Raw genomic sequence first — 23,785 nt, forward strand, 5'->3', positions numbered from 1 at the left:
CCGCCGCCCGCGCCGCCCTAGTTTTCCTTGGGAGAGAACGAAGGGGATCGCAATGACCACAGCGAATGCGCTGGAACTGACCGGGGTGCGGAAGGTGTACGGCTCCGGTGACGGCGCCGTCACCGCGCTCGACGGCGTGTCGGCGGAAGTGGCCCGGGGGACGTTCACCGCCGTGATGGGCCCGTCCGGCTCGGGCAAGAGCACTTTCCTGCACTGCGCGGCCGGCCTCGACCGGCCGACGTCGGGGCGCGTGCTGCTCGGCGGCACCGAAATCGGCCGGCTCAAGGAACGCCAGCTGACCGAGCTGCGGCGCACCCGGATCGGGTTCGTCTTCCAGGCCTACAACCTGCTGCCGTCGCTGAACGTGCTGCAGAACATCACCTTGCCGCTGCGGCTGGCCGGCACCAAACCGGACCCGCAGTGGCTGCGGCAGGTCGTCGACGGCGTCGGGATCGCGAACCGGCTGGAGCACCGCCCGGCCGAGCTGTCCGGCGGGCAGCAGCAGCGCGTCGCGATCGCGCGGGCCCTGGTCACCCGGCCCGAGGTCGTGCTGGCCGACGAGCCGACCGGCGCCCTCGACACCCGCACCGGGCGGCAGGTCCTGGACCTGCTCCGCGCGATCGTCGAGCAGATGGGCCAGACCGTGCTGATGGTCACCCACGACCCGGTCGCGGCCTCCGCCGCGCACGGCGTGCTCTTCCTGGCCGACGGCAAGCTGGCCGGCCACCTCCCGCACCCCACCCCCGAGCGGGTCGCGGAGCGGATGACGCACCTCGGGGAGTGGTGAGCGTGCTGGACCTCGCCTGGCAGACGATCCGGAGCCGCCTCGGCGGGTTCGCCGGCGCCTTCATCGCCATCCTCTGCGGCACCGCCCTGGTCGCCGCCTGCGGCATCCTCATGGAATCCGGCCTGCGCGCCGGCGTCCCCACCCAGCGCTACGCCGCCGCGGCCGTCGTCGTCGGCGGAGCCCAGTCCGTGCGCCCGCCCGGCGCCGACGCCCTGTCCTCCGAGCAGGTCGGCGAGCAGCCGCCGGTCCCGGCGGCACTGGCCGGGCGGATCGCCGCGGTCCCCGGCGTGCGCGCGGCCGTGGCCGAGCAGAGCTTCCCGGCCCAGGTCGTCACCCGCGACGGCCGGGTGCTCGCCGACCGCGAGTCGCTGGGCCACAACTGGGACGCGGCCGTGCTGGCACCGTTCACCCTGCGCGGCGGAACCGCGCCCGCCACCGCGGACGAGGTCGTGCTGGACGCCGACCTCGCCCGCCGGGCCGACGTCGGCGTCGGCGGCCAGGTGCGGATCACCACCCGGTCCGGGCCGGTGCCGTTCAAGGTGAGCGGCGTCGTCGACGGCACCGCGCGCCAAGCCGCCCTGTTCTTCACCCCCGGCCGGGCCGCCGAGCTGGCCGGCCGCCCCGGCCAGGTGCACGCGATCGGCGTCCTCGCCGACCCCGGCGTGGCGCCGGAGACGCTCGCCGACCGGGTGCGGGCGGTCACCGGCGGCGCCGAGGTGACCACCGGCGTCGAGCGCAGCAGCATCGAGTTCCTCGACGTCAGCCAGACCCGGGTGCTGCTGCTGGCCATCGCCGGCTCGTTCGGCGGGTTCGCGCTGCTGGTCGCGGTGTTCGTGGTGGCGAGCACCCTCGCCCTGACCATCAACCAGCGCCGCCGGGAGTTCGCCCTGCTGCGTGCGGTCGCGGCCACCCCGCGGCAGATCCGCAAGCTCATCGGCACCGAGACGACCCTGATCGCGCTCGTCGCCGGCGTGCTGGGCAGCCTGCTGGGCCTGGCGGTCGCCGGTGGCCTGCGGGACGCGTTCGCCGCGATCGGCGTGATCCCGGCCGACTTCGGGCTGGCGATCAGCCCGCTCCCGCCGGCGGCGGCGGTCCTGCTCGGCCTGGGCGCGGCCCGGCTGGCGGCCTGGGCGGCCTCGCGGCGGCCGTCGTCGATCCGGCCCGTCGAAGCGCTCGGCGAGGCCGCGGCGGAACGCCGTGAGCTGGGCCGCGGCCGGCTGCTCACCGGCTGGGCCCTGGTGCTGGCCGGCGTCGGCGGCGCGCTCGTCCCGCTGTTCCTGCGCGGCGACATCGCCGCCGCGATCTCGACGATGTCCACCCTCGTCGTCGTCATCGGGCTGGCCGTGGTCGGCCCGCAGGTGACCGGGCTGGTCACCCGGTTCCTGGCCCCGGTGCTCGCGCGGGTCTGGCGGATCAGCGGGTACCTCGCCGGGGCGAACGCCCACGCCAACGCCCGGCGCGTCGCCGCGGCGGTGACCCCGCTGATGCTGGCCGTGGCGTTCGCGCTCGCCACCTTCTACGGGCCGACCGCGACCGCGGCGGCGGCCCAGCAGGAGTCGGCGCGGTCGACGACCGCCGACTACGTGCTCACCGCACCGGGCGGGCTCTCGCCCGAGGTGGCCGCGGCGGCCGGCCGGGTACCCGGGGTCGCGGCGGCGACGCCGGTGGTCCGCACGTCGGTGATCACCGCGACGCCGGTCGGCGACAGCGTGGAGGTCCAGCGGACCCCCGCGCAGGGCCTGGCGGGCGACCGGGCCGGGGCCGCGCTCGAGCTGGGCGTCGACGCCGGCCGGCTCGCCGACCTGACCGGGGACACCGTGGCGCTGAGCCGGGCGGAAGCGGACTGGCTGGAGAAGAAGCTCGGCGACGAGGTCGAGTTCTACTTCGGCGACGGCGTCCCGGCGAAGCTGCGGCTGGTCGCCACCTACACGCACGACCTGGCCTTCGGCGACTTCGTGCTGCCGGTCGCGCTGGCCCGCGAGCACATCGGCGGCCGGCTGGACGATTCGGTGCTGATCCGGCGGCAGCCCGGCGCCGACGCGGGCGCGGTTGCCTCGGCGCTGAGTGCGTTGCCCTACCCGGGACTGGTGGTGGCCCCGGCGTCCGTCAGCACCGCGCCGGAAGGCGGCGAGCGGCAGGCGCAGTTCTACCTGAACCTGGTCGCGGCCGGCGTCATCGTCGGGTACCTCGCGATTTCGGTGGCCAACACGCTGGTCCTGACGACCGCGCAGCGCGGCCGCGAGTTCGCGTTGCTGCGGCTGGTCGGCACGACCCGCCGCCAGGTGACCCGGATGATGCGGCTCGAAGCACTGGCCACGGTCGGGATCGCGATCGTGCTGGGCACGCTGGTGGCCCTGGTCCCGTTGGCGCTGCTCAACTTCGGGCTGCGGGGCAATCCGGTCCCGGCCGGTCCGCTCACCGTCTACTTCGGAATCGTCGCCGGTGCGGCCGCGCTCGGGATGGTGGCGATCGGGGTGGCGACGTCGGTGGCGCTGCGGGCCCGGCCGATCGACGCGATCGGCGTCCGCGAGTAAGGGGGAGCGGGGTGAGCCGGAGCCGGCTCACCCCGCCCGGGTGTCAGCAGGCCGTGTGGGTGTCCACGCCCTCGAAGGAAGTCACCAGGTACTGGGTCGTCTGCCCGAGCAGCACCGAGGTGCCCGCGGCCACGCACTTCTCGCCCTGCTTCGCGCGGACGCCGCCGCCGTAGGCCAGCCCCCACACCTCGATCTTCGTGGCGGCGGAACCGCAGTTGCCCCAGTGGTAATCCCGCGCGGACGGGCCGGACGCGCCCGGTGTCCAGTAGTTGCCGCAGGTGACCGACTCCGTCGCGGACGCCGGGCCCGCCGTGACCGGCAGTGCCGTCGCGACGATTCCGAGCGCGGCCGCGGCCGCAATTCGTTTCATGTGAACCCCCCGTGGTGAATGAGAACGGTGCGGGGCCCACGCTAGCGCTTTCCGGAAGCGGGAAACCCCCTGTAATTCCTAGGGGTTGACGCGAGGTGCGCCCCGCGCGATCATCGAAACTTTCCGAAAGTTATTGCCCGACCAGCGGGACCGCTCGCATGCTTTTCCCATCCTGGCTTGCCTGCCAGCCTCGACGAGGAGGAAGCATGCTCACCAAGAAACGCGGCCGCAGCAGGGTGTTCGCCGGCGGCGCCGTCCTTGCGCTGATCGCCGCATTCCTGCCCGGAACCGCCTGGGCCGACACGGTCATCACGTCCAACCGGACGGGCACCGACAACGGGTACTACTACTCGTTCTGGACCGCCGGCGGCGGCTCGGTCTCCATGACGCTCTCCTCCGGCGGCAACTACCGGACCAACTGGAGCAACGTCAACAACTTCGTCGCCGGCAAGGGGTGGAGCAACGGCAGCCGCCGGACGGTGAACTACTCCGGCAGCTTCAACCCCTCCGGCAACAGCTACCTGGCGCTCTACGGCTGGACGTCCAACCCGCTCGTCGAGTACTACATCGTCGACAACTGGGGCAGCTGGCGGCCGACCGGGACGTACAAGGGCACCGTCACCAGCGACGGCGGCACGTACGACATCTACCAGACGACCCGCTACAACGCGCCGTCCGTCGAAGGCAACAAGACGTTCAACCAGTACTGGAGCGTGCGCCAGCAGCGGCGGACCGGCGGCAGCATCACCACCGGCAACCACTTCGACGCGTGGGGCCGGGCCGGCATGCGGCTGGGCAGCTTCAACTACTACATGATCCTGGCGACGGAGGGCTACCAGAGCAGCGGCAACTCGAACATCACGGTGGGCTGACCATGCGCCGGTCGATCACCATCCTGGCCACGGCGGCCCTCGCCGTGGCGGGCACCATCGCCGTCACGCCGGCGGCCCGGGCGGCCGCGTGCAACGGGTACGTGGGCCTGACGTTCGACGACGGGCCGTCGAACGCCCACACCCCGGCCATCCTGAACGCGTTGCGCCAGAACGGGTTGCGGGCGACGATGTTCAACGAGGGCCAGTACGCGGCCGCCTACCCGGCGCAGGTCCGCGCCCAGACGAGCGCGGGCATGTGGGTGGGCAACCACAGTTACACGCACCCGCACCTGACCCAGCAGAGCCAGGCGCAGGTGGATTCCGAGATTTCCCGGACCCAGCAGGCGATTTCGGCCGGGGGCGGCGGCACGCCCCGGCTGTTCCGCCCGCCGTACGGGGAAACGAACGCGATGGTCCAGTCGGTGGCGGCCAAGTACGGGCTCCGCCAGGTCATCTGGGACGTCGACTCGGGCGACTGGAACAACGCGAGCGTCAGCGCGATCGTCGCGGCCAACGCCCGGCTCACGAACGGCCAGGTCATCCTGATGCACGAATGGCCGGCCAACACCCTCTCCGCCATCCCGCAGATCGCCCGCACGCTGGCGAGCCGCGGGCTGTGCGCGGGGATGATCTCGCCGCAGACGGGGCGGGCGGTCGCCCCGGCCTGAGGCGTGCGGAGGGCGGCGCGGCGCTTGCACCCCGCCGCGCCGCCCTCCGAACCTCCACAGTGGATTCTCCGGCGGCCGTCCGGTGGTAGCCTGCCTCCCGGTGCCGGGAGGGGGATCATGGGGGAGCCGCGGGTGATCAGGGTGGTCGTGGTGGACGACCAGCAGGCCGTCCGCGAAGGCCTGGTCGCGCTCATGGGCCTGCTCGACGACGTCGAGGTGGCCGGTGCGGCGGCCGACGGCGCCGAAGCACTCGCCCTGCTGCGGCGGCTCGACCGGATCGACGCGGTGCTGATGGACCTCACGATGCCCGTGATGAGCGGCGTCGAAGCGACCGAGCGGATCGTCCGCGACCACCCCGAGGTCGCCGTCCTGGTCCTGACGACGTACGCGGACGACGGATCGATCGCCGGCGCCCTGGCGGCGGGCGCGCGCGGCTACCTGACGAAGGACGCGGGCCGCAACGAGATCGGGGCCGCACTGCGAGCGGTGGTCGCGGGCCAGCTGACCTTCGGAGCCGGCGTGTCCGGACGCGTGGCGTCCGCGTTGTCGGGCCGGGGAGCCGGGAAGGACCGGCTGCCGGACGGGCTGACCGCGCGCGAGGCCGAGGTCCTCGGCCTGATCGCGGCGGGCATGAGCAACGGCCAGATCGCCGCCGAGCTCGTCATCGCCGAGGCGACGGTGAAGACGCACATCAACAACGCGTTCGCGAAGATCGGCGTGCGCAACCGGATCGAAGCGCTGCGGTACGCGGTGCAGCACGGTCTGGGCCGCGGGTTCCCGGCTTAGCGGCAACCCGGCTCACCGGCCCAGTTTCTTCAGGATGATCGCGACCACGCCCAGTAGCAGGACAAGCAGGAGGATTCCGCCGCCGATGACGGCGAAGCGGAGGAACAGGAACCCGAGCACTTCGTTCATGGCTTTCCTTTCCGGGTGTTTTCCGACGGAAAGGAAGTTAGGGCGGGACCCGGGTGGAGCGGGACCATCCGGCGGTGGAGATCCGGGTGGATCACCCGGCGACCCGCGTCCGGCAGCACCGGACCTGGTCTTCGGCTGGTGATGCGCTCGCCGACGTGAGAGAAGCGACCTCGCTGAGGTTCGGTCTCGCCAAGGGTTCCCTCCTCAAAATATCCAAGAAATAGGAGGCGCAATGATTTCGGCTGAGTTCCACCGGCTGCGGCTCCCTCCGAGGCGGGACCTCGGTGGTCAAAAAGCTGACAAAATGGCCAGGAAATGTCCAATTCCGCGTAACTGTGCATCGGCATGTGCAGTGACCGAAGTCGCCGCCGATATGCCCGATCGCTCGCTTTCGAGGCGAACGGGGAATCGAGAGCATCTCTCAGCTGCTTCCGCCGTCTGTGCGTAGCCGGCGGACTAGTCCCCGCCAAGCTGTGTGGCTGAGGTGCAGTTCACCTGATCGGGGCGATTTGGAGTCCCGTACGCGAACGATCTCGCCGTCCAGGGCCACTTCCGTGCACTCGGGCTTGGCAGTCGGGTGAGATCGGGAACTCCGGTGCCAGGTAATGCCTCGCTCGTCGACCTCGATTATGGGTGCGCCAAGTCGTCCGTTCATCAGGCCCTCCCGACCCATGATCGGCCGGAGGGATCACCTCCGGCCAATGGACGTGCTGCAGAACAGTCCGATTCTACCCCGATTTCGCAATAGCGAGGAAATTCGGCTCATTCGGCTAATCGGACGCCCGGATGCGGTCGATGGTCGCCTCGAGTTCGTCGGCGGGGGAGGCGTGGTCCGGGTGCTTCAGCACGTCGAAGGCGTCAAGGTACCGGGCGACTTCGTCGGGGTCCGTACGGGCGAGCACCACGCGGCCGGGCTGGTCGAGGTAGACCACGTGGTCCTGGTCCGGTAGCTCGAAGAGCGTGAAGGAGGACTGCATGCCGTCGGTCACGCCTCGATCGAACGTGGCCACCTGGATGGCGACGTTCGGCAGGCGGTTCAGCTCCACGAGGAAGTCGAGTTGCTCCCGCATCACTTCCGCGGAGCCGATCGTTCGGCTGATCGCTGCCTCGTCCAGGATGAACCGGGCCTCCACGGACGGGGACTCGGTCAGGAGAAGGCGGCGTTCGGTGCGCATGAACACCGCACGCTCGATCGCCTCCTCCGAGGAGTCGAAAACAGTGCTCAGCGCGCGGATGTAGGCGGGGGTCTGCAGAATCCCCGGTACGACGAACGCCTGGTACTCGCCCATGCTCGTCGCCGAAGCCTCGACGGCGATGAAGTTGATCAGCGTTGGGTCGACCTGGCCCCGGAAGTCGTCCCACCACGCCTTTTCGCGAGCGGCCCGAGCTGCCTCGGAGAGTGTCTCGACGACGGAGGGATCCTCGACGCCGTAGAGCGCGAGGAGCGCTTTCAGGTCGGTGATCGAGATCCCGACGGTGCCGCCCTCGATGCGGATCACCTTGGACATCGACCACTCGAGCGCGGCGGACACCTCCTTCTGCGTCAACCCGGCGGCGGCGCGTAGGCGACGGAGTTCGCCCAGCAGTCTGCGTCGCGCGGCCACCGGATTGCGTCCCCCGAGCATGATCGGCCCACTCTCTACTAGTCTGGCCTTGCCACCGCCTGCTAGCTTCATGACTGTGAGCAAAGTGCCAGTTCGACATCTGCCAGGTGGCGTTTCGCCATAGGGCAATAGTAGTACCATCTGCTACCGCTAGTAAGCAACTGGTGAGTAAGAACGCACGATCGGGGCATAAGCGAGTGGGTGGTCGGCACGACGACGGCCGTTACTACCGGACCCTGAGCTGGTCCTACTCGGTCCTGATGGTGGTGCGGACCTACACCACCCTCGATCGCCTGCTCACCCTGATCGAGGCGCTCTACCCCGACTCCCCGCGCATCAAGTTCGTCGTCGAGCCGGGATCGGACTTCGCCCGAGGGCTTGCGCGCCACATCGAGGGGATGGGCTTCGAGGTGCTGACCTGGGCGGAAGCGAAGGCCATCCGGTTCGACGTCGTCCTCGCTGCCCACGCGACCCGTGCGCTGGGCGAGCTCCGTGGCCCGGTGTTCGTGGTCCCCCACGGTGCCGGGTACAACCGGCTGGTGGCATGGTCGAGTGGGAGCGACGAGTTCGCGACCGGCCTCGTGGACAGCCAGCTCACGATGGACGACGGACGGGTGTACCCCAGCGCGATCGGTGTGTCCCACGAAGAACAGGTGGAGCGGCTCCGGGTGAGCGCGCCCGAGGCCGCTGATCGGGCCGTGGTCATCGGCGACCCGGTGTTCGACCGGATCGTCGCGTCACGATGGAGGCGTGACGGATTCCGGGAACGCTTCGGAGTCCTCCCCGGCCAGAAGCTGGTCGTGATCACGTCGACCTGGGGTGGGTACAGCACCGTCGGGCGCGACGCGGAACTTCCGATGCGGCTGCTCGCGCAGCTCCCGATGGATCAATACCGTGTCCTGCTGATCATGCACCCGAACGTCTGGTCCATCGACTCGCCGGGCGAAATCAGGACGAAGTTGCGTGACGCGCTGGCCAGCGGGCTGATCGTCGTCCCGCCCCACACGCCGTGGGAGGCCGGCTTGATCGCTGCCGACATCTGCCTGGGTGATCATTCCTCGTTGTCGATCTACGCCGCGGCGATCGGCTGCCGGTTCCTGCTGGCCGCCGACGGACGGGAAGAGCTGGAGCCCACGTCGCCCTTGGCGCAACTCTGCGAAAAGGCGACTCGGCTCGACCTGGGGGGAGACCTCCGTCGCCAGATCGAGGACCACCTGGCCAGCCCGCGCCGGTTGTCCGCCCGGGACATCGCCGACTCGATCTTCCAGCAGCAAGAACAGTCGTGGGCCAGGTTCCGGTCAGTCGTCCGTGCCCTCGCTGGACGCACGGCCCTGCCCGAGGCGCCGCGGATGACCCCGGTGGGCGACCCCGAGCCCATGTCGTGCTGCCGGATCACTGCCTGGATCGTCTCCACGAGGGTCGAGCACGACGCGGACACCGGAGCGATCCGCGTCCCGATCGAACGCTGGCCCCGGATCGCGCGGGATTCGCGGGACAACCCGGACGACGATCTCTGGCAGGCCGCCGACCACGCCGAGGTGCACTGGCCCTTCCGGTCGAACAGCGAGGTGCTACTCCACTCGGCTCCGCTCACCAGGGTGGCGGGCGAGCAGTGGGTGCACGAGATGCTGGCGCCGTCCGGCGAGGGGACGGCCGAAGGCGACCTGCCGCCGACTGAGCACCCCAACGCCTACGTCGCCGCCTACCGCCATGCGGACGGGTGCGCTGTCCGCTGGCGTGGCGGCGGCCTCCGGATCGATGTCGATGGCGACGACCTGTTCGCCGCGGCCAACGTCCTGCACCGCTTGTGGCTGGACGGGTACCCGCTGGACCGGCCGGGGCGGGTCGAATACGGCTACCGGCCGGACGAGGTCAAGACGTTCTGCTTCGCTCCGGCACCGCGGTGATCCGGCGCTCAGGACGGCTCGTCCTCGAGCAGGCTCTTGGCCACGTTCACCAACGGGCTCCCGGCCGCTTCGTACAGCTGAACGAGTCGCTCTGCGGAGTACCGCAACAGGTCCCGGTCGTTGTCGCGCTGAGCCACCTTGACGAGGATCTCCAACGCTTGAGCTTCTTTCACCGGTAGCCGGCTGTCGCGGGTCCTCTGGACAGCGGACCGGAGAACCGATCGTGCGTCGTCGAAGCGCTCCAGCCTTTCGTAGGCGCTCCCCAGCGCGATCCCCACCTTCGCGGTGCACATGCTGTCGTCGATCCGTTCGGCGATGGACATCGCTTCGGTGAGCGTGCGCAGGCCATCGTCGGTCCGTCCGGTCTGGACCAGCAGGTCCCCGAGCTGGTAGGTCTGGAGGACGACACCGCGATCGCTGCCGAGCCGGCAGTTGAGGTCACGGGCGCGTCGCAGGCAGTCCTCGGACTCCCCGTAGCGACGCAGCGCGCGGAACAGCAGTCCTCGCGACTCCAGGACCACGGCTTCCGAGCGCAGATCCCCTTCCGCTACCGAGATGGCCGCCGCCAGCTGCTCGTCGGCGGATTCGAAATCGCGCAATTCGATGAACGCGCGTGCCAGCTGATTGCGGAGGCGTGCTTCGGCGGGACGATTTTCGCACCGGCGTGCGGCGGTGATACCGAGCCGGTGCGTCTCGAGCCAATCCGAATACACCTTCATGTTGTAGTAGAAAGCCCACAGTGATTCGCAAAGCCACCAAGCCGTGTCGAAAATCTCCCGGCGCCAAGCCTCCTGAACCATCGCGAGGAGGGCGGACTGCTCCGCGGAGAACCAGGCCATCGCGGTGGATTTGTCGAACCGCGGAACGGATTCGCCGGGCTTTCGTCCGGAGACGCGCCAGCGGCCCTCGCCCATCACGGCCCGGTCCGCCGCGGCGGCGGCGCGCGCGTACCAGTCGATCATGCGGCCGACGGCGGCATCGCCGGCTTCCTTCGGCTCGTCCCGCTGGGCCATGGCCCGGGCGTGGAGGTGGACGAGATCGTGCAGCCGGTAGCGGTCTTCACCGGCTTCCTGCAGCAAGCTCGAGGAAAGAAGGACGCCGAGGAGCTCGTCGGTGGCTTCGGAGGTGAGCCCCGCTGTCGCCGCCGCGGCTTCCGAGGACACTTGCGGTACCGGGTGCAGGCCGAGCAGGCGGTACATTCGCTTGACGTCGTCCGGTAGTTCGCCGTAAGCGGCGTCGAACATGGGCCGGACTCCCTCCTCGCTGTCGAACGCCAGCCTGTCGAGCCGCTGTCCCTCGTCCGTGAGGTAGCGGATCAGGCGTGGTATGGACCATTGCTTGCGCATGGCCAGCTGGGCCCCGGCCACGCACAGCGCCAGGGGCAGGCCGCCGCACAGCTTGACGAGGTCGCCGACGGCTGCGTGGTCGGTGTTCGCGAGCTTCGGCACCATTTCCGTCACCAGCAGCTTGCTGTCGGAAACCGTCAGCGGAGCCACGTCGATGAATTCGGCTCCCTCGGTGATCAGTGCGCCCAGCTTGCGGCGGCTCGTGACCAGCACGACGCTCTGGCCGGAGCCGGGAATCAACGGCCGCACCTGTGCTGCCAGGTCCGCGTTTTCGAGCACGACCAGCAGTCGCCTGGTCAAGGTGCGGGACCGGAACATCGCGGCGCGCTCGGGGAACGAAGACGGCACGTAGTCCTCGCGAACACCGAGGACGCGGAGGAAACTGCCCAGCACCTCGGAGAGCTCCACACCGCCCGGACGCCGGTAGTCGGCCAGATCGGCGTAAAGCTGCCCTTCGGCGAACCGCTCCAGGTGACGGTGGGCCCAGTTGAGCACCGCCGCCGTCTTGCCGACCCCGCCCAGTCCGGTCAGTACGATGACGGCCGCTCGGTTGTCCTGCGTTTTCCGCACTTTGTCGGAAATGGCCGACAGCTCATGTGATCGGTTGACGAACAAGTGGGGGGCCGGAGGGAGTTGCCGCGGCGTGTCGCGAAGCGTGTACGGCGCCGCCTGCGAGCGAGTTATCGGGGTGCGGCGAGTGATCGGTACCGCGAGCCTGTCCGGCTCGATCTCAGCGCTCATTCGCTCGCTCCCCGCCGAGTGACGCCACGCCGTACGACGATCTGGAACGACCCACCATACCGTGCTCCGGTGCGCGCTTTCCAGGCTTGTTCCAGTTCGACGGCGTCCCGGCGTTTTACCGGTGGCGCTATTGCCCGTTCGTAGCACCTGGCGGCGGCAAAAGGGGTAATCCGGTACCCGCTGGAGTTCGTCACCGTGCGCTTCGCAGGCGATAGTGGACTCACTCCCGTGCCTTCACAGGAGCCACACCAGGTGCCGTTGGAAACGGCGCTCGACGGGCGGGAAGGGGCGGGGTAACCCGGACGGGTGCACGTGCAGAAGCATGAGCAGAACACCTCTCGAACGATAGGGGCGCGAGTAGGTGTCACTGAAGTCGGACGCGGCTCCCCAACGAGTGGTGTCGCCTCGCTCATGGGAACCACGGGCCATCCGGGAACGGGGTCATGACATGCAGTCGCAGCCGGCTCCGTCATCGCTACAGCAAACACGGTGCGTGGTGTCACTCTGGCGGCCCGTTGCGGAGTGCCGGGAGCGGTCCGGGGAGGGCCGAACGCGCCGCGCGGGAACGTCGCGAACGAGACTCGTCCGGGAGCTCTGACGTCCTGAACGAGTCATTCGCCGGCCGAGAGTCGACTTCCGTCGTGGGTGGAAGGTGTCGCGGAATGGAGATTGCCGCGCCCTCGAGGTTGATGTGTCGACGTTCCCGATCGATGTCGCCGTCAGTAACTCGAATTGTGGGGGCTTATCACCTTATCGTGTGGTTTGAAGTCATGCAAAACGGATAAGCTTTCACCCGGCTTCGCCGGGTACGTCACTCTCCCTACTTCTAAGCTCACCCACAACCATTTGTTTTGGACAGTGGTCGTGCAGGGCCTGGCTGTGTGGAGTGAACGTTGAAGAGGCTGATGGCTTCCGGGGCGGTACTCCTGCTCGCCTCGACGGTGCTGCCCTTGAGCGTCCCGGCCGGACCGGCCTTCGCGGACGCTTCCGACGGCACCTTGACCGTCCGGGTGATCCGGGACCTGAACGGCAACGGAACTACGAGCCCGCCCTGGAGACCGGGGTGGCCGGGATCCCGGTGAAGGCCACCGACCCGGCCGGCGCCACGGCCACCGGGACCACCTCCGCGGACGGCACCGTCAAGCTGGCCACCACCGAGCCGGCGGGCGGGAAGTACCGCGTCGAGGCGAGCATTCCCGCGTCGATGCCGTACCTGAAGCCGGCCCCGGCGGGTGGCGGGCTGAGCAGCCTCACCGCGTTCGCCGACGTCTCCGGCGGCAAGAAGGCCGACCTGACGATGGGGCTGTGGAACCCGGCGGACGACTGCCAGGACAACCCCACGCTGGTCACCGCCTGCCAGCGCAACGGCATCGCACCCGGGATCGATCCCCAGGCCAAATCCCTGATCGGCTTCCCGTTAACCGCGCGGGGGACCGGGAGCCCGCCCACCGCTCTGGCCGCCCGGGTCGACACCGGGACGGTCTACGGCATCGCCTACCGCAAGCCGGACAAGCGCATCTTCTCCAGCGCGTTCGCCAAGCGCGCCACCGCCTACGGCACGGGCGGCAGCGGCGCGATCTACGTGACGAACCCGGCGATCAAGACCACCCTGTTCACCAAGGTGCCCGTCCCGGGCGGCACCGCCCACGCCATGCAGACCGGCTTCGACCTGAAGTTCGCCGACGTCGTGGGCAAAAGGAAAGCCTCGGCGCGCTGCGGATCAGATCAGCGAGGACGGCGGCACGCTGTTCGTGGTGAACCTGGCCGACCGCAAGCTCTACCGCTACGACGCGACCGCGGCCGCGCCGAAGGCGAGCTACGCGATCCCGGACCCCGGCTGCCCCGCGGCCGGTGACTGGCGGTCGGGCGGCCTCGGTGTGCACGACGGCGTCGTCTTCGTCGGTGGGGTGTGCTCCGCCGAATCGACGCAGAAGATCGCCGACAAGTGGGTGGTGATCCGCACCTTCGACGCCGCCGCCGGGACGTTCGGCGGAGTGGTCGTGAACCAGCCGCTGACCTTCAAGCGCGGCGACGCCCTGTGGAACGGCAGCAACACCCACTTCTGGAACCCATGGCAGGCCAAGTACCAGCCGCCCGCGCCGCAGGGCGGGAGCCTGCTCGCGTAGCCGGAACCGCTGCTGACCGACATCCGCGCCGAAGCCGGGGGCGACCTCGTGCTCGGCTTCCGCGACCGCTTCGGCGACCAGGGCGTGCAGTGGGCTGGTGGCGGCGTTCGTCCGGCGAGGTGGCGGGGCTGGGTGGCGGACCGCTCTGCGCGAGGTCCGCTCAGGGGGGCGGCCGCGGTTGTTGCGTCGGCGGCTGAGGAGGGCACCGCCCGCCGCTGAGCGCTCGCGCTGCGCGGTTCGGCGGCGGCGTTCGCGCGGTGAGGCGGGTCCCGGCCGGTCGGCGGCTGCCTGCGCGGCAAGCCAACAGCCGCCGCCTTGCGCGGCAGGCCGGCGAGCCCTGCCCGGCGATCGCCGGGCACGCGGCCGAGTCGAGCCGGCGCCCGCCGAGCCGGTGCCCGCGTGCCCGCGAATCCGCGTGTCCGCTGGACCTCAGCGGGCCGGGCGCAGGTGCTCGGCTCGCCAGTGGCGTCCGCGGCGGGGCGTCCGCCAGTGCCGTCCGCGCCACGGGCGGACCGGGCCGCGCGCTGCCAGGAATGCCGGCTGGTGCTCTGCGAAGCCCGCCGCCGTCAGCCCCATCAGGACCGGGTAGCGGACCTCGCCGCGGCGCAACTCCGTGTCGCGGGGGCGGCCCTCCTCGCGGAAGCCCAGCTCTCCGTGCAGCGCCAGCGAGGCGAAGTTGCTGCCGTTGATGCTGACTTCGCACTTGCGGTATCGGCGCAGCTCGAACATGTACGCCAGCAGCACCGTGACCGCGTCGGCGGCGTACCCGCAGCGGCGGTACTGCGGCCCGATGCCGATTCCGTAGCTGAAGTGGCCGGTGGCCGGGTCGGCCTGGATCCAGATCGACCCGACCAGCGTCCGGTTGTGCAGGGTCTCGATCGCGAAGTGGAAGTCGTCGCCCGTCGAGTCGCGGTGGGTCGCCCAGTGGCGGTAACCGCCGACCTGGCGGTCGGAACCGCGGTCGAAGCCGATCAGGGTGCGGTGATCCGCCGGGCGGACCTCCCGCAACCGCACCTTCCACCCCGCCCAGCTCATCGGCAGTGATGGTACAGCCCGGTCACCAGTAGCACTGCGTGGTCATATCGTCGAGCCGGACGAACCTGGACGAGCCGTTCGCCCCGATGATCGCCTTGACGAACACCGGGTTGACGCCGTTGAGGTTCCACCGGGCCGTGTTGACCGCCTGGTGGGCGCCGCTGCCGTCGAGCCACGGGTACGTGCTGTGCAGCAGGTGCCCGCAGCCGTTGGTGGCGAACAGCCAGCCGTTGTTCCGGCCGGAGCGGGCGGTCCCGGCCCCGACGTCGAACCCAGCCGACGCGGACCCGCCGGTCGCCACCAGCCACGAGCCCTGCGGGGTGTCACAAGCTCCGCCTCGCCGGTGTCTTGAGGTCGTTCCGCCCGACGACACAGTGAGGACGAAGCCATGGACACCCGCCTCGACCTGTTTTCCACCGAGACCGGCACCCGGCTGGGCAAGCGGTTCGCGAGCCTCGGCCAGGTCATCGACCGCTCGCCGCTGCCGAAGGTCACCCAGGAACTGGTCAGCCTGCGGGCCAGCCAGATCAACGGCTGCGGCTGGTGCCTCGACATGCACGCCAAGGAGGCCGCCGCGGCCGGGGAGTCGGCGGTCCGGCTCGCGCTGGTCGCCGCCTGGCGGGAGTCGACGGTCTTCACCGAGGCCGAGCGGGCCGCGCTCGCGCTGGCCGAGGAGGGCACCCGGCTCGCCGACGCCGCCGAAGGCGTGTCCGACGCGACCTGGGCCCGGGTGCGCGAGCACTACGACGACGAGCAGGTCGCCGCCTTGATCGCGCTGGTCGCCCTGATCAACGCCGCCAACCGGCTGGCCGTGATCCTGCACCAGAAGGGCGGCTCCTACGAGCCCGGGCTCTTCGCCGCTTTCGCCGAAAAGGGCTGAATCAGCGCGGCGAGGACGGTGCCGAGCACGACCACCGGCGTGAGCGCGAGGAACGCGCCGCCGAGGTGCCCGGCCACGTCCTCGCCGAGCAGGCTGCCGAAGACGGCCACCCCGAACGCCGCCCCGATCGACCGGGCGAAGGTGACCACCGCGCTCGCCGCCCCGATGTCGGCGGCCGGCACCGCGTTCTGCGCCGCCGTCAGCGCCACCATCGGGACCATGCCGATCCCGACGCCGGTGATGGCGAAGTACGCGATCAGCGCCGGCTGCGCCGTCCCCGGCGCCAGGGTGCTCAGCAACAGCAGCCCGGCGACGTTCAGCGCCATGCCGGTCACCAGGACGCCCCGCACGCGACCCGGTTCGGCGACCCACCGCCCGGCCAGCGACTGGCTGACGACCAGCCCGAGCACCAGCGGCAGCAGGTGCACCCCGGACAGCGTCGCCGAGACGCCGTCGGCGACCTGCAGGTACGTCGGCAGGTAGACCAGGACGCTGAACATGGCCACGTTGGCGATGAACCCGACGGCCGCGGCTACGACGACCGTGCGCGAGGGGAAGAACGGCAGCACCGGGGCCGCCGCGCGCCGCTCGACCGGGACCACCAGTCCGATGAGGACGATCACCCCGCCCGCGAGGGCCAGCGTGCCCGGGGACGTCCAGCCCCACCGCGGGCCGAAGGAGGTGATCAGGACCAGCGCCGTGGCCGCCCCGGCCAGCAGCAGCGCCCCAGCGTAGTCGATGCGGACGGGCGCCCGCCGGGCCGTCGTGGGCAGGGCCCGCGCCGCGAGCACCACGGCCACCAGCCCGACCGGGACGTTGATCAGGAACGCCCACCGCCACGACAGGTGGTCGGTGAACAGGCCGCCGAGCAGCGGTCCGGCGATGCTGGCGACGCCGTAGACCGAGCCGAACCGGCCTTGGTGGCGCCCGCGCTCGGCGGGCGCCGCGATGTCTCCGACCAGAGCGAACGTCAGGACGATCATGCCGCCGCCGGCCAGCCCCTGCAGGGCGCGGGCGGCGATCAGCTGGGGCAGGTCCTGCGCCAGCCCGCACAGCGCGGACGCGACCAGGAACGCCGTGGTGGCCACGAGGTAGAGGCGCTTGCGTCCCAGCAGGTCGCCGAGCTTGCCCCACAGCGGCGTCGCGGCGGTCGAGGCGAGCAGGTAGGACGCGGTGATCCAGGCGATGTCCCGGAACCCGCCGAGGTCGCGGGCGATCCGGGGCAGGGCGGTGGCGACGATGGTCTGGTCCAGCGCGGCCAGCAGGACGGCGAGGATCAGCGCCGTCATCGCCGGCCGCACCGCGGGTCTGACGGGGGTGTCGAGCGTCATTTCGCGGCCGGAACGGTGATCGTCTTGTATTCGGTGTAGGTGCCGAGCCCGACGGCGCCGTACTCGCGGCCGAGGCCGCTGGCCTTGAACCCGCCGAACGGGCCGTCGAAGCCGATCGGCGCGCCGTTGATCGTGACCGTGCCGGTCCGCACCCGGCGGGCGACGGCGAGCGCGTGGGCCGGGTCCGCCGACCACACCCCGCCGGACAGGCCGTACTCGGAGTCGTTGGCGATGCGGACGGCGTCGTCCTCGTCGTCGTAGGCGATCACGACCAGGACCGGGCCGAAGATCTCCTCCTGCGCGATGCGCATCGAGTTGTCGACGTCGGCGAACAGCGTCGGCGTGACGTAGTTGCCCGTTTCCAGCCCGGCCGGGACGTCCGGGCCGCCGGTGACCAGCCGCGCGCCCTCGGAGACGCCGAGGCGGATGTAGTCCAGGACCCGCTGCTGCTGGTCACGGCGGATCATCGGGCCGATGAACGTCCCGTCGTCGGCCGGGTCGCCGACACCGAGCGACTCGACCAGCTCCTTCAGCCCGGCGACGACCTCCTCGTAGCGGCTGCGCGGCGCGAGAATGCGCGTCTGCGCGATGCACGATTCGGCGTTGTTGAGCAGGGATCCGAACTTGACGCCCTGGATCGCCGCGCCGAGGTCGGCGTCGGGCAGGATGATCATGGCCGACTTGCCGCCCAGTTCGAGGCTGACCCGCTTGAGCCGCTCCCCGGCCAGCGACGCGATGCGGCGCCCGGCGCGGGTGGACCCGGTGAAGGCGATCTTGTCGACGTCCGGGTGCTTCACCAGGTATTCGCTGGTCTCGCGGTCGGCGGGCAGGACGCTGATGACGCCCTCGGGCAGGCCGGTCTCGGCGAGCAGTTCCGCGAGCAGGTTCATGCTGAGCGTGTTCTCCGGCGAGACCTTCAGCACCACGGTGTTGCCGGCGAGCAGCGCGGGGATGATCTTGGCGGACGCCGAGGAGAACGGCGAATTCCACGGGATGATCGCGGCGACCACGCCGATCGCTTCCCGGCGCACGACCGACCGGAACGGCGCGGCGGGATCCGACGGCTCCAGGGTCTCTTCCCAGCCGAACTCCTCGGCGGCCTTCAGGTAGGCGTTGGCCTGCCGGGTCAGGCCGGGCTGGCCGGCCTCGGTGAACCAGAGCGCCGAGCCGTTCTCCGCGGAGATGAGCGCCGCGATCTCGTCGGCGCGCTTCTCGCGCAGGGCGGCCAGCTTGCGGACGACGGCGATCCGCTCCGCGGGCGAGGTGCGCGGCCACGGGCCCTCGTCGAAGGCCTTCCGGGCGGCCGCGACGGCGCGGTCGACGTCCGCGGGCAGTGCCTGCGCGGCGCGGCCGAGGACGGAGTTGTCGTGCGGCGAACGGATGTCCAGCAGCTCGGTGCTGCTCGGGGCGGTCCACGTGCCGCCGATGAAGAGGTCCTGGTAGGTGACCACTGCTGCTCCCTAAGTCGATCTGTCACATCACTGTAGCACTTAAATGCCTCGCCGGTGTGACAGTTAATGCTAGGGTGGGAGAGTGAGAGCAGACGCCGCGCGAAATCTCGAACTGCTGCTGACCACGGGCGCCCGCATGCTCGCCGAAGACCCGGCCACGAGCATCGCGGCGATCGCGGCGGAGGCCGGCGTCGACCGTCGGACCGTCTACCGCCGGTTCACGAGCCGGGAGGAGCTCCTGTCCGCGGTCTACCAGGCCCGCCTGGACGCGATCGAAGCGGCGATCGAGGCGGCCCGGTTCTGGGAGGCGCCGGTGCCGGAGGCGATGGACCGGTACGTTCTGGGGGTCGTCAAGGTCAACCGCACCTGGCCGACCGAGGTGAGCCGGATGCGCTCAGACCCGGAGATCTGGGCCCGCCGCATGCGCGCGGTCGAAGAGGTCGATCGGTTCCTGAAGCGGGCCGCCGACGAGGGCTACCTGCAGCCGGGGCTGCCGGACCGCTGGCCCGGCAGCGTCCTGGGAGCACTGGTGGGTCTGTCCACAAAGGACAAGCTACCCCTGAATGACGCTCAGGCCGCGATCGTCATCGTCGGCACGTTCCTGCGGGCGTTCGGCACCGGCCGGTCGTGGCGGAGCTAGACTCCAGCCGCCGCGGGAGTCGGACACGAGCTAGGAGAGCTGGTCCTCGCCCGGAGCGTTCGTGCCGGTCTGCGACCCCGAGAGCTGCCGGGCCGTGTTGACCAGCCCGACCATGCTGAACGCCTGCGGCGTGTTGCCCACCTGGCGTCCCAGCTCGGTGTCGTACTCCTCCGACAGCAGCCCGACGTCGTTGCGCAGTCCCAAAAGCTGCTCGAACAGCGAGCGGGCCTCGTCGGGGCGGCCGGTCGCGTGGAGCGCGTCGGCGAGCCAGAAGCTGCAGGCCAGGAAGCTGCCTTCGCCGCCGGGCAGTCCGTCCACCCCGCCGTCCGCGTCGGCGTCGTAGCGGCGGACGAACCCGTCGTGGGCGAGCTCGGCCCGGATCGCGTCCACCGTCCCGCGGACCCGCGGGTCCTCCGCCGGCAGGAAGCCGACGCGCGGGATGAGCAGCAGCGCCGCGTCCAGCCCGCGCGAGCCGTAGAACTGGGTGAACGTGTTGCGGCCGGCGTCGTACCCGTGCGCGCAGACGTCCTGGTGGATCTTCTCCCGCAGCGCCCGCCAGTCCTCGACCGGGCCGTCGAGACCGTGCGCCCGCACCGTGTGCACCGCGCGGTCGACGCCGGCCCAGGCCAGCACCTTGGAGTGGACGAAGTGCCGCCGGTCGCCGCGGACCTCCCAGAGGCTGTTGTCCGGCTGGTCCCAGTGCCCTTCGAGGAAGTCGAGCAGGCCGCGCTGCAGGTCCCAGGCCGGGTGGAACGTCGGGAGCCCGGCTTCGCGGACCAGGTGCAGCCCGTCGAGGACCTCGCCCCAGACGTCGAGCTGGAACTGGTCCGCCGCGGCGTTGCCGACCCGGACCGGCGCCGAGCCTTCGTAGCCGGCCAGCCAGTCCAAAGTGGACTCCGGGAGTCGGCGGGTGCCGTCGAGGCCGTACATGATCTGCAGGTCGGCCGGGTCGCCGGCGACCGCGCGGACAAGCCATTCCCGCCAGGCGCGGGCTTCGTCGTGGTAGCCGGTGCCGATCAGGGCCTGCAGGGTGAACGTCGAATCGCGCAGCCAGCAGTAGCGGTAGTCCCAATTGCGCGGCCCGCCGAGCTGTTCCGGCAGTGACGTCGTCGCGGCGGCGAGGATGCCGCCGGTCGGGGCGTAGGTGAGGGCCTTGAGGGTGATCAGCGCGCGCCGGACCGCGTCCGGCCACTGTCCCCGGTACCGGCAGCGGCCGATCCAGTCCGCCCAGAAGCGTTCCGTGTCGGCGAGCGCGGCTTCGGCGTCGGCGAGCCGCGGCCGCGGCCGGTAGGAGGCGTTGTGGGTGAGGACGAACGGGACGCGCTCCCCGGCGGTGACGGTGAACTCGGCGTGCGTGGCCATGTCCTCGCCGTGCAGCGGCACCGGCGTGCGCACCCGGATCGCGTCCGGGCCGGCGACCGCGACGAACCCGCCCTCCTCCTGACGGACCCACGGGGTGACGGAACCGTAGTCGAACCGCAGCCGCAGCAGCATGCGCATCGGCACCCGGCCGGACACGCCTTCGACGATCCGGACGACGTCGGCGGCTTCCCCGCGCGGCGGCATGAAGTCCAGGACGCGGACGGTGCCGTCGGGGGTGTCCCACTCGGTCGACATGATCAGCGAGTCGCCGCGGTACGAGCGCCGGGTCGCGGGCCCGCCGCTCGCCGGGGCGAGCCGCCAGGTGCCGGCGTGCTCGTCGGCCAGCAGGGCGGCGAAACAGGCCGGAGAGTCGAAGCGCGGCAGGCACAGCCAGTCGATCGCGCCGTCGCGCGAGAGCAACGCGGCCGTGTGCAGGTCGCCCAGGAGGGCGTAGTCCTCGATCAGGGCCACGGCGATCAGCGCTCGAGGTCGAGGACGACCTTGACGTCGTCGTCGCCCGCTTCGAAGGCGTCGGCCGCCTTGCTCAGGGGCACCCGCCGGGTGACGAGCCCGCCCAGCCAGTCCGGGTCCGCGCGGCCGAGTGCGTCGGCGGCGGCCCGGTAGTGGCGCAGGTTGGCGTTGACCGACCCGATGACGACGTCGTTCTCGAGGACGAGCTCGCGGTTGATCGTCCCGGCGTCCACGATCAGGCTGCGGCCGGTGGAGGAGACGCCGGTGAGGCAGACGATGCCGTAGGAAGCGGTGCCCGCCATCGCGTCGAAGACCAGCGAGCCGACGCCGGTGGCTTCGAGGACGATGTCCGGCTCCAGCGACGCCAGCACCTTCTCGATCGGCTCGTGGTGGTAGGTCGCGCCGAGCGCCTCGGCCAGGCGGGGCTTGGGACCGTCGGTGACGCGGTCGAGGAGGTGGACGTCGAGGCCGCGCTGGACGCCCAGCAGCGCGCCGAGCAGCCCGATCGGGCCGGCGCCGGTCACCAGCACCCGCTTCGGTTCGAACCACGCGCGTTCCCCGACGCGCTGGATCTGCTCCCACGCCTTCGCGACCACCGTCGTGGGTTCCATCAGCATGCCGACGTCCCGCAGGCGGGGATCGAGGCGCACCGCGTAATCCGCCTCGACGGTCCACAGTTCGCTGCCGTAGCCGTCGATCTCCTTGATGCCGCGCTCGGTGTAGCGGCCGTTACGGCACATGTCGAACTCGCCGGCCGCGCACGCGCCGCACGGCACCGGGTCGGGCCGCCGGACGACGCCGACAACGAGGTCGCCCTCGGCGAAGTCGCCGGTGGGGGTGATCACCTGCCCGAGTGATTCGTGCCCCAGCACCAGGCGGTCCCGGCCGGGTGGCGCCCAGCCGTACTCGCCGCGGGCGATCTCCTTGTCCGTGCCGCACACGCCGAGCGCGAGGCCGCGCACCAGCAGCTCGCCGTGCGCCGGTTGCGGGTCGGGCACCGTGGCGACCTGCAGGGAGCCCTTCTGTTCCGGCACAACGGTCAGCGCTCGCATCTTCGTTCCTTCCCGCGACGGCGTGCTCGATCACGGGTTGACGCCGTTGCGCTCCGCAAAACATGCGTGCGGGCAGCAATCAGCGTGCAAATGCGACGATGCGGTGCAGAAAGGCCGGACGGGACCGGGAACCGGCCCCGTCCGGGTGACACTTCAGCCGGCGGCGACGATGCGCCACCGCTGGTTGGCGCTGCCGCTGTCGCCGTACTGGCCGACGTCGGCGCCGCTGCCGGTGCGGCCCATGCCGTCGAGGTACAGGCTGGTGCTGCTGTTGCGGATGCGGACGTTGTTCGCGTCGGTCACCACCGACCACAGCTGGTTGCCGCTGCCGCTCCCGGCGTACTGGGCCGCCGCGGCGCCGTTGGTGGTGCGGCCCGCGCCGTCGAGGTAGAGGCCGGTGGCGCGGTTCTTGATCCGCACGCGGTTGCCGGCGTTCTCGATCACCCACTGCTGGTCGGCGCGGCCGGGGTCGGCGCTCGCCTGGCCGGCGGGGGAGCCACCGGCCGTGCGGCCCAGGCCGTCGACGGACAGGCCGGTGGCGGCGTTGACGATCCGGACGTAGGTGCCGCCGCCGTCGCCCAGGCCCCACGCGTACCGCAGCCGGGTCAGCCCGCTCGGGTTGGACAGCGACAGCTTGATGCCCGGGCCGGTGCCCGCCTTGGTCGTCATGCTGTACCAGTCGCCGTCGCGCAGGCCCGGCCAGTACACGCTGCCGACGCCGAGGCTGCGCATCTTGCCGCTGACGCCCCGGATGTAGTCGGCGAAGAACGACCCGCTCGGGATGCTGTAGTCGAGCGTGTCGTAGTGCACGCCGTTCTTGCTGCCGGGCGACATCGGGCCGCCCCACTCGGTGACCACGGTCCGGTCCGCGTACGCGCCGATGTAGCCGCCGAGGTGGTCGGCCCACTCGGTTTCGCTTTCGTAGCCGGCGAAGAACGAATAGTCGTGGGCCGCCAGCAGCGTCCCGTCGAGCCGCCGGTCGCCGCCGACCGCGGGCACGTTCTGGGCGTACCCGGTGCCGTCGAGGATGACCCGGCCGCGCGGCACGCCGGGGTACCGGGCCAACCAGGCGGCGTAGAAGTCGTTGAGCGCGGAAGCGCTGTAGGCGTACGGCTCGTTGATGACCTCGAAGTAGGCGTTCGGGTTGCTGCCGTACTTGGCGACGACGGTGTCCCACATCTGCTGGAACCGGCCGGTGTCCGTGGGTTTGCCGCCGGTGTAGGCCCAGTAGGCGAGGATCACCTTGCCCTTGCTGAGTGCGGTGTCGATTGCCCCGGTGTAGGTGCCCCAGTAGCCGGCGACCGTCGGTTCGTTGATCGGCATCCGGACCGTGCCGGCCCCGGTGATCGAGTACAGCTGGCCGACGACCTGGTCGGCCGTGGCGGCGGCCGAGGAGTACGTGTCGGAGGCGCCGAGCCCGGAGATGTACAGCACGCCGTTGACGAAGTTGTCCCGCGTGTCGGCCCAGTTGACGCCCTTGAACCCGGAGGTGGCCGCCTGGGCCTGCGGCGGGACGGCGGCCAGCAGTCCGCCGGCCAGTGCGGTCAGCGCCAGGAACCGCACCGCCTTGGAAAGCGTCCTGCGGAGCACGGAGTGGGTCGGTTTCATCGGTTCGTTCCTTCCCGGATCCCTGCGCAGCTTCGAGACATTGGGTAACACCTCGCCCGGGGAACCGGCCAGGGTTCCGAAGGGA

21 protein-coding genes are annotated in these 23,785 nt (G+C 70.8%); 10 read left to right on the plus strand and 11 right to left on the minus strand.

All coding sequences use genetic code 11. The features are described 5' to 3' along the window. Positions 1–52 precede the first annotated feature (52 nt). Together H5965_RS38210 and H5965_RS38215 are read left to right on the plus strand one after the other, a co-directional pair. Complete coding sequence (locus H5965_RS38210) at positions 53–787, plus strand: ABC transporter ATP-binding protein (RefSeq protein WP_310975919.1); 735 nt, start codon at positions 53–55, stop codon at positions 785–787. Beyond that, positions 781–3,321 (plus strand): ABC transporter permease, encoded by a 2,541-nt coding sequence (locus tag H5965_RS38215; protein ID WP_310975920.1) that lies wholly within the window; start codon positions 781–783, stop codon positions 3,319–3,321. The genes H5965_RS38210 and H5965_RS38215 overlap by 7 nt, the downstream gene beginning before the upstream one ends. Positions 3,322–3,364: 43 nt before the next feature. Here the strand turns inward: H5965_RS38215 and H5965_RS38220 are convergent, their stop codons facing one another. Next, positions 3,365–3,691, minus strand: a complete 327-nt coding sequence (locus tag H5965_RS38220; RefSeq protein ID WP_310975921.1) for a hypothetical protein — start codon at positions 3,689–3,691, stop codon at positions 3,365–3,367. 206 nt (positions 3,692–3,897) lie between these two features. On the opposite strand from H5965_RS38220, the gene H5965_RS38225 reads away from it, so the two are divergent. The 3 genes from H5965_RS38225 (at position 3,898) to H5965_RS38235 (ending at position 6,017) form a co-directional block, all read left to right on the plus strand. After that, positions 3,898–4,563, plus strand: coding sequence for a glycoside hydrolase family 11 protein (locus H5965_RS38225; RefSeq protein ID WP_310975922.1), 666 nt, complete (start codon positions 3,898–3,900; stop codon positions 4,561–4,563). Between the two features lie 2 nt (positions 4,564–4,565). Next, the gene (locus H5965_RS38230) at positions 4,566–5,231 is read left to right on the plus strand and encodes a polysaccharide deacetylase family protein (protein WP_310975923.1); all 666 of its coding nucleotides are present in this window, start codon (positions 4,566–4,568) and stop codon (positions 5,229–5,231) included. A gap of 132 nt (positions 5,232–5,363) precedes the next feature. Continuing rightward, positions 5,364–6,017, plus strand: a complete 654-nt coding sequence (locus tag H5965_RS38235) for a response regulator transcription factor (protein ID WP_310975924.1) — start codon at positions 5,364–5,366, stop codon at positions 6,015–6,017. Between the two features lie 550 nt (positions 6,018–6,567). Here H5965_RS38235 and H5965_RS38240 read toward each other — a convergent pair. Next, on the minus strand, positions 6,568–6,819 hold the full coding sequence (locus H5965_RS38240; protein WP_310975925.1) for a DUF397 domain-containing protein: 252 nt from the start codon (positions 6,817–6,819) through the stop codon (positions 6,568–6,570). A gap of 97 nt (positions 6,820–6,916) precedes the next feature. Further along, a complete protein-coding gene (locus tag H5965_RS38245) occupies positions 6,917–7,822 on the minus strand; it encodes a helix-turn-helix transcriptional regulator (RefSeq protein ID WP_310975926.1) in 906 nt (301 codons plus the stop codon). Between the two features lie 35 nt (positions 7,823–7,857). Here H5965_RS38245 and H5965_RS38250 point away from each other — a divergent pair, with 35 nt between their 5' ends. Next, positions 7,858–9,657, plus strand: a complete 1,800-nt coding sequence (locus tag H5965_RS38250) for a hypothetical protein (protein WP_310975927.1) — start codon at positions 7,858–7,860, stop codon at positions 9,655–9,657. An 8-nt stretch (positions 9,658–9,665) separates the two neighbouring features. Here the strand turns inward: H5965_RS38250 and H5965_RS38255 are convergent, their stop codons facing one another. Then, positions 9,666–11,744, minus strand: coding sequence for a tetratricopeptide repeat protein (locus H5965_RS38255; RefSeq protein ID WP_310975928.1), 2,079 nt, complete (start codon positions 11,742–11,744; stop codon positions 9,666–9,668). Positions 11,745–12,807: 1,063 nt separating this feature from the next. Here H5965_RS38255 and H5965_RS38260 point away from each other — a divergent pair. Together H5965_RS38260 and H5965_RS38265 are read left to right on the plus strand one after the other, a co-directional pair. Next, on the plus strand, positions 12,808–13,599 hold the full coding sequence (locus tag H5965_RS38260) for a hypothetical protein (protein ID WP_310975929.1): 792 nt from the start codon (positions 12,808–12,810) through the stop codon (positions 13,597–13,599). After that, a complete protein-coding gene (locus H5965_RS38265; RefSeq protein WP_310975930.1) occupies positions 13,499–13,870 on the plus strand; it encodes a hypothetical protein in 372 nt (123 codons plus the stop codon). The genes H5965_RS38260 and H5965_RS38265 overlap by 101 nt, the downstream gene beginning before the upstream one ends. Positions 13,871–14,299: 429 nt before the next feature. Here the strand turns inward: H5965_RS38265 and H5965_RS38270 are convergent, their stop codons facing one another. Both H5965_RS38270 and H5965_RS38275 read right to left on the minus strand, forming a co-directional pair. Continuing rightward, on the minus strand, positions 14,300–14,905 hold the full coding sequence (locus tag H5965_RS38270; RefSeq protein ID WP_310975931.1) for a GNAT family N-acetyltransferase: 606 nt from the start codon (positions 14,903–14,905) through the stop codon (positions 14,300–14,302). 22 nt (positions 14,906–14,927) lie between these two features. Further along, the gene (locus H5965_RS38275) at positions 14,928–15,206 is read right to left on the minus strand and encodes a hypothetical protein (protein WP_310975932.1); all 279 of its coding nucleotides are present in this window, start codon (positions 15,204–15,206) and stop codon (positions 14,928–14,930) included. Positions 15,207–15,293: 87 nt separating this feature from the next. Here H5965_RS38275 and H5965_RS38280 point away from each other — a divergent pair, with 87 nt between their 5' ends. Then, positions 15,294–15,785 carry a carboxymuconolactone decarboxylase family protein gene (locus H5965_RS38280; protein WP_310975933.1) on the plus strand — a complete coding sequence of 164 codons (492 nt, stop codon included), beginning with the start codon at positions 15,294–15,296 and terminating at the stop codon, positions 15,783–15,785. On the opposite strand, the gene H5965_RS38285 is transcribed toward H5965_RS38280, so the two are convergent. Further along, complete coding sequence (locus H5965_RS38285; RefSeq protein ID WP_310975934.1) at positions 15,743–17,074, minus strand: MDR family MFS transporter; 1,332 nt, start codon at positions 17,072–17,074, stop codon at positions 15,743–15,745. The two genes, H5965_RS38280 and H5965_RS38285, sit on opposite strands and share 43 nt — an antisense overlap. A 38-nt stretch (positions 17,075–17,112) precedes the next feature. After that, positions 17,113–18,567 carry an aldehyde dehydrogenase gene (locus H5965_RS38290; RefSeq protein ID WP_310975935.1) on the minus strand — a complete coding sequence of 485 codons (1,455 nt, stop codon included), beginning with the start codon at positions 18,565–18,567 and terminating at the stop codon, positions 17,113–17,115. Between the two features lie 82 nt (positions 18,568–18,649). Here H5965_RS38290 and H5965_RS38295 point away from each other — a divergent pair, with 82 nt between their 5' ends. Then, on the plus strand, positions 18,650–19,207 hold the full coding sequence (locus tag H5965_RS38295; protein WP_310975936.1) for a helix-turn-helix domain-containing protein: 558 nt from the start codon (positions 18,650–18,652) through the stop codon (positions 19,205–19,207). 30 nt (positions 19,208–19,237) lie between these two features. On the opposite strand, the gene H5965_RS38300 is transcribed toward H5965_RS38295, so the two are convergent. The 3 genes from H5965_RS38300 to H5965_RS38310 all read right to left on the minus strand — a co-directional run bounded on the left by H5965_RS38300 (position 19,238) and on the right by H5965_RS38310 (position 23,700). Continuing rightward, positions 19,238–21,040, minus strand: coding sequence for a glycoside hydrolase family 15 protein (locus tag H5965_RS38300; protein WP_310975937.1), 1,803 nt, complete (start codon positions 21,038–21,040; stop codon positions 19,238–19,240). A gap of 5 nt (positions 21,041–21,045) precedes the next feature. After that, positions 21,046–22,092, minus strand: a complete 1,047-nt coding sequence (locus H5965_RS38305) for a glucose 1-dehydrogenase (protein ID WP_310975938.1) — start codon at positions 22,090–22,092, stop codon at positions 21,046–21,048. A 153-nt stretch (positions 22,093–22,245) separates the two neighbouring features. After that, positions 22,246–23,700 carry a ricin-type beta-trefoil lectin domain protein gene (locus H5965_RS38310; RefSeq protein ID WP_310975939.1) on the minus strand — a complete coding sequence of 485 codons (1,455 nt, stop codon included), beginning with the start codon at positions 23,698–23,700 and terminating at the stop codon, positions 22,246–22,248. Positions 23,701–23,785: the final 85 nt, after the last annotated feature.

This window comes from Amycolatopsis sp. 505 (genome assembly GCF_031625235.1).
Classification (GTDB): domain Bacteria; phylum Actinomycetota; class Actinomycetes; order Mycobacteriales; family Pseudonocardiaceae; genus Amycolatopsis.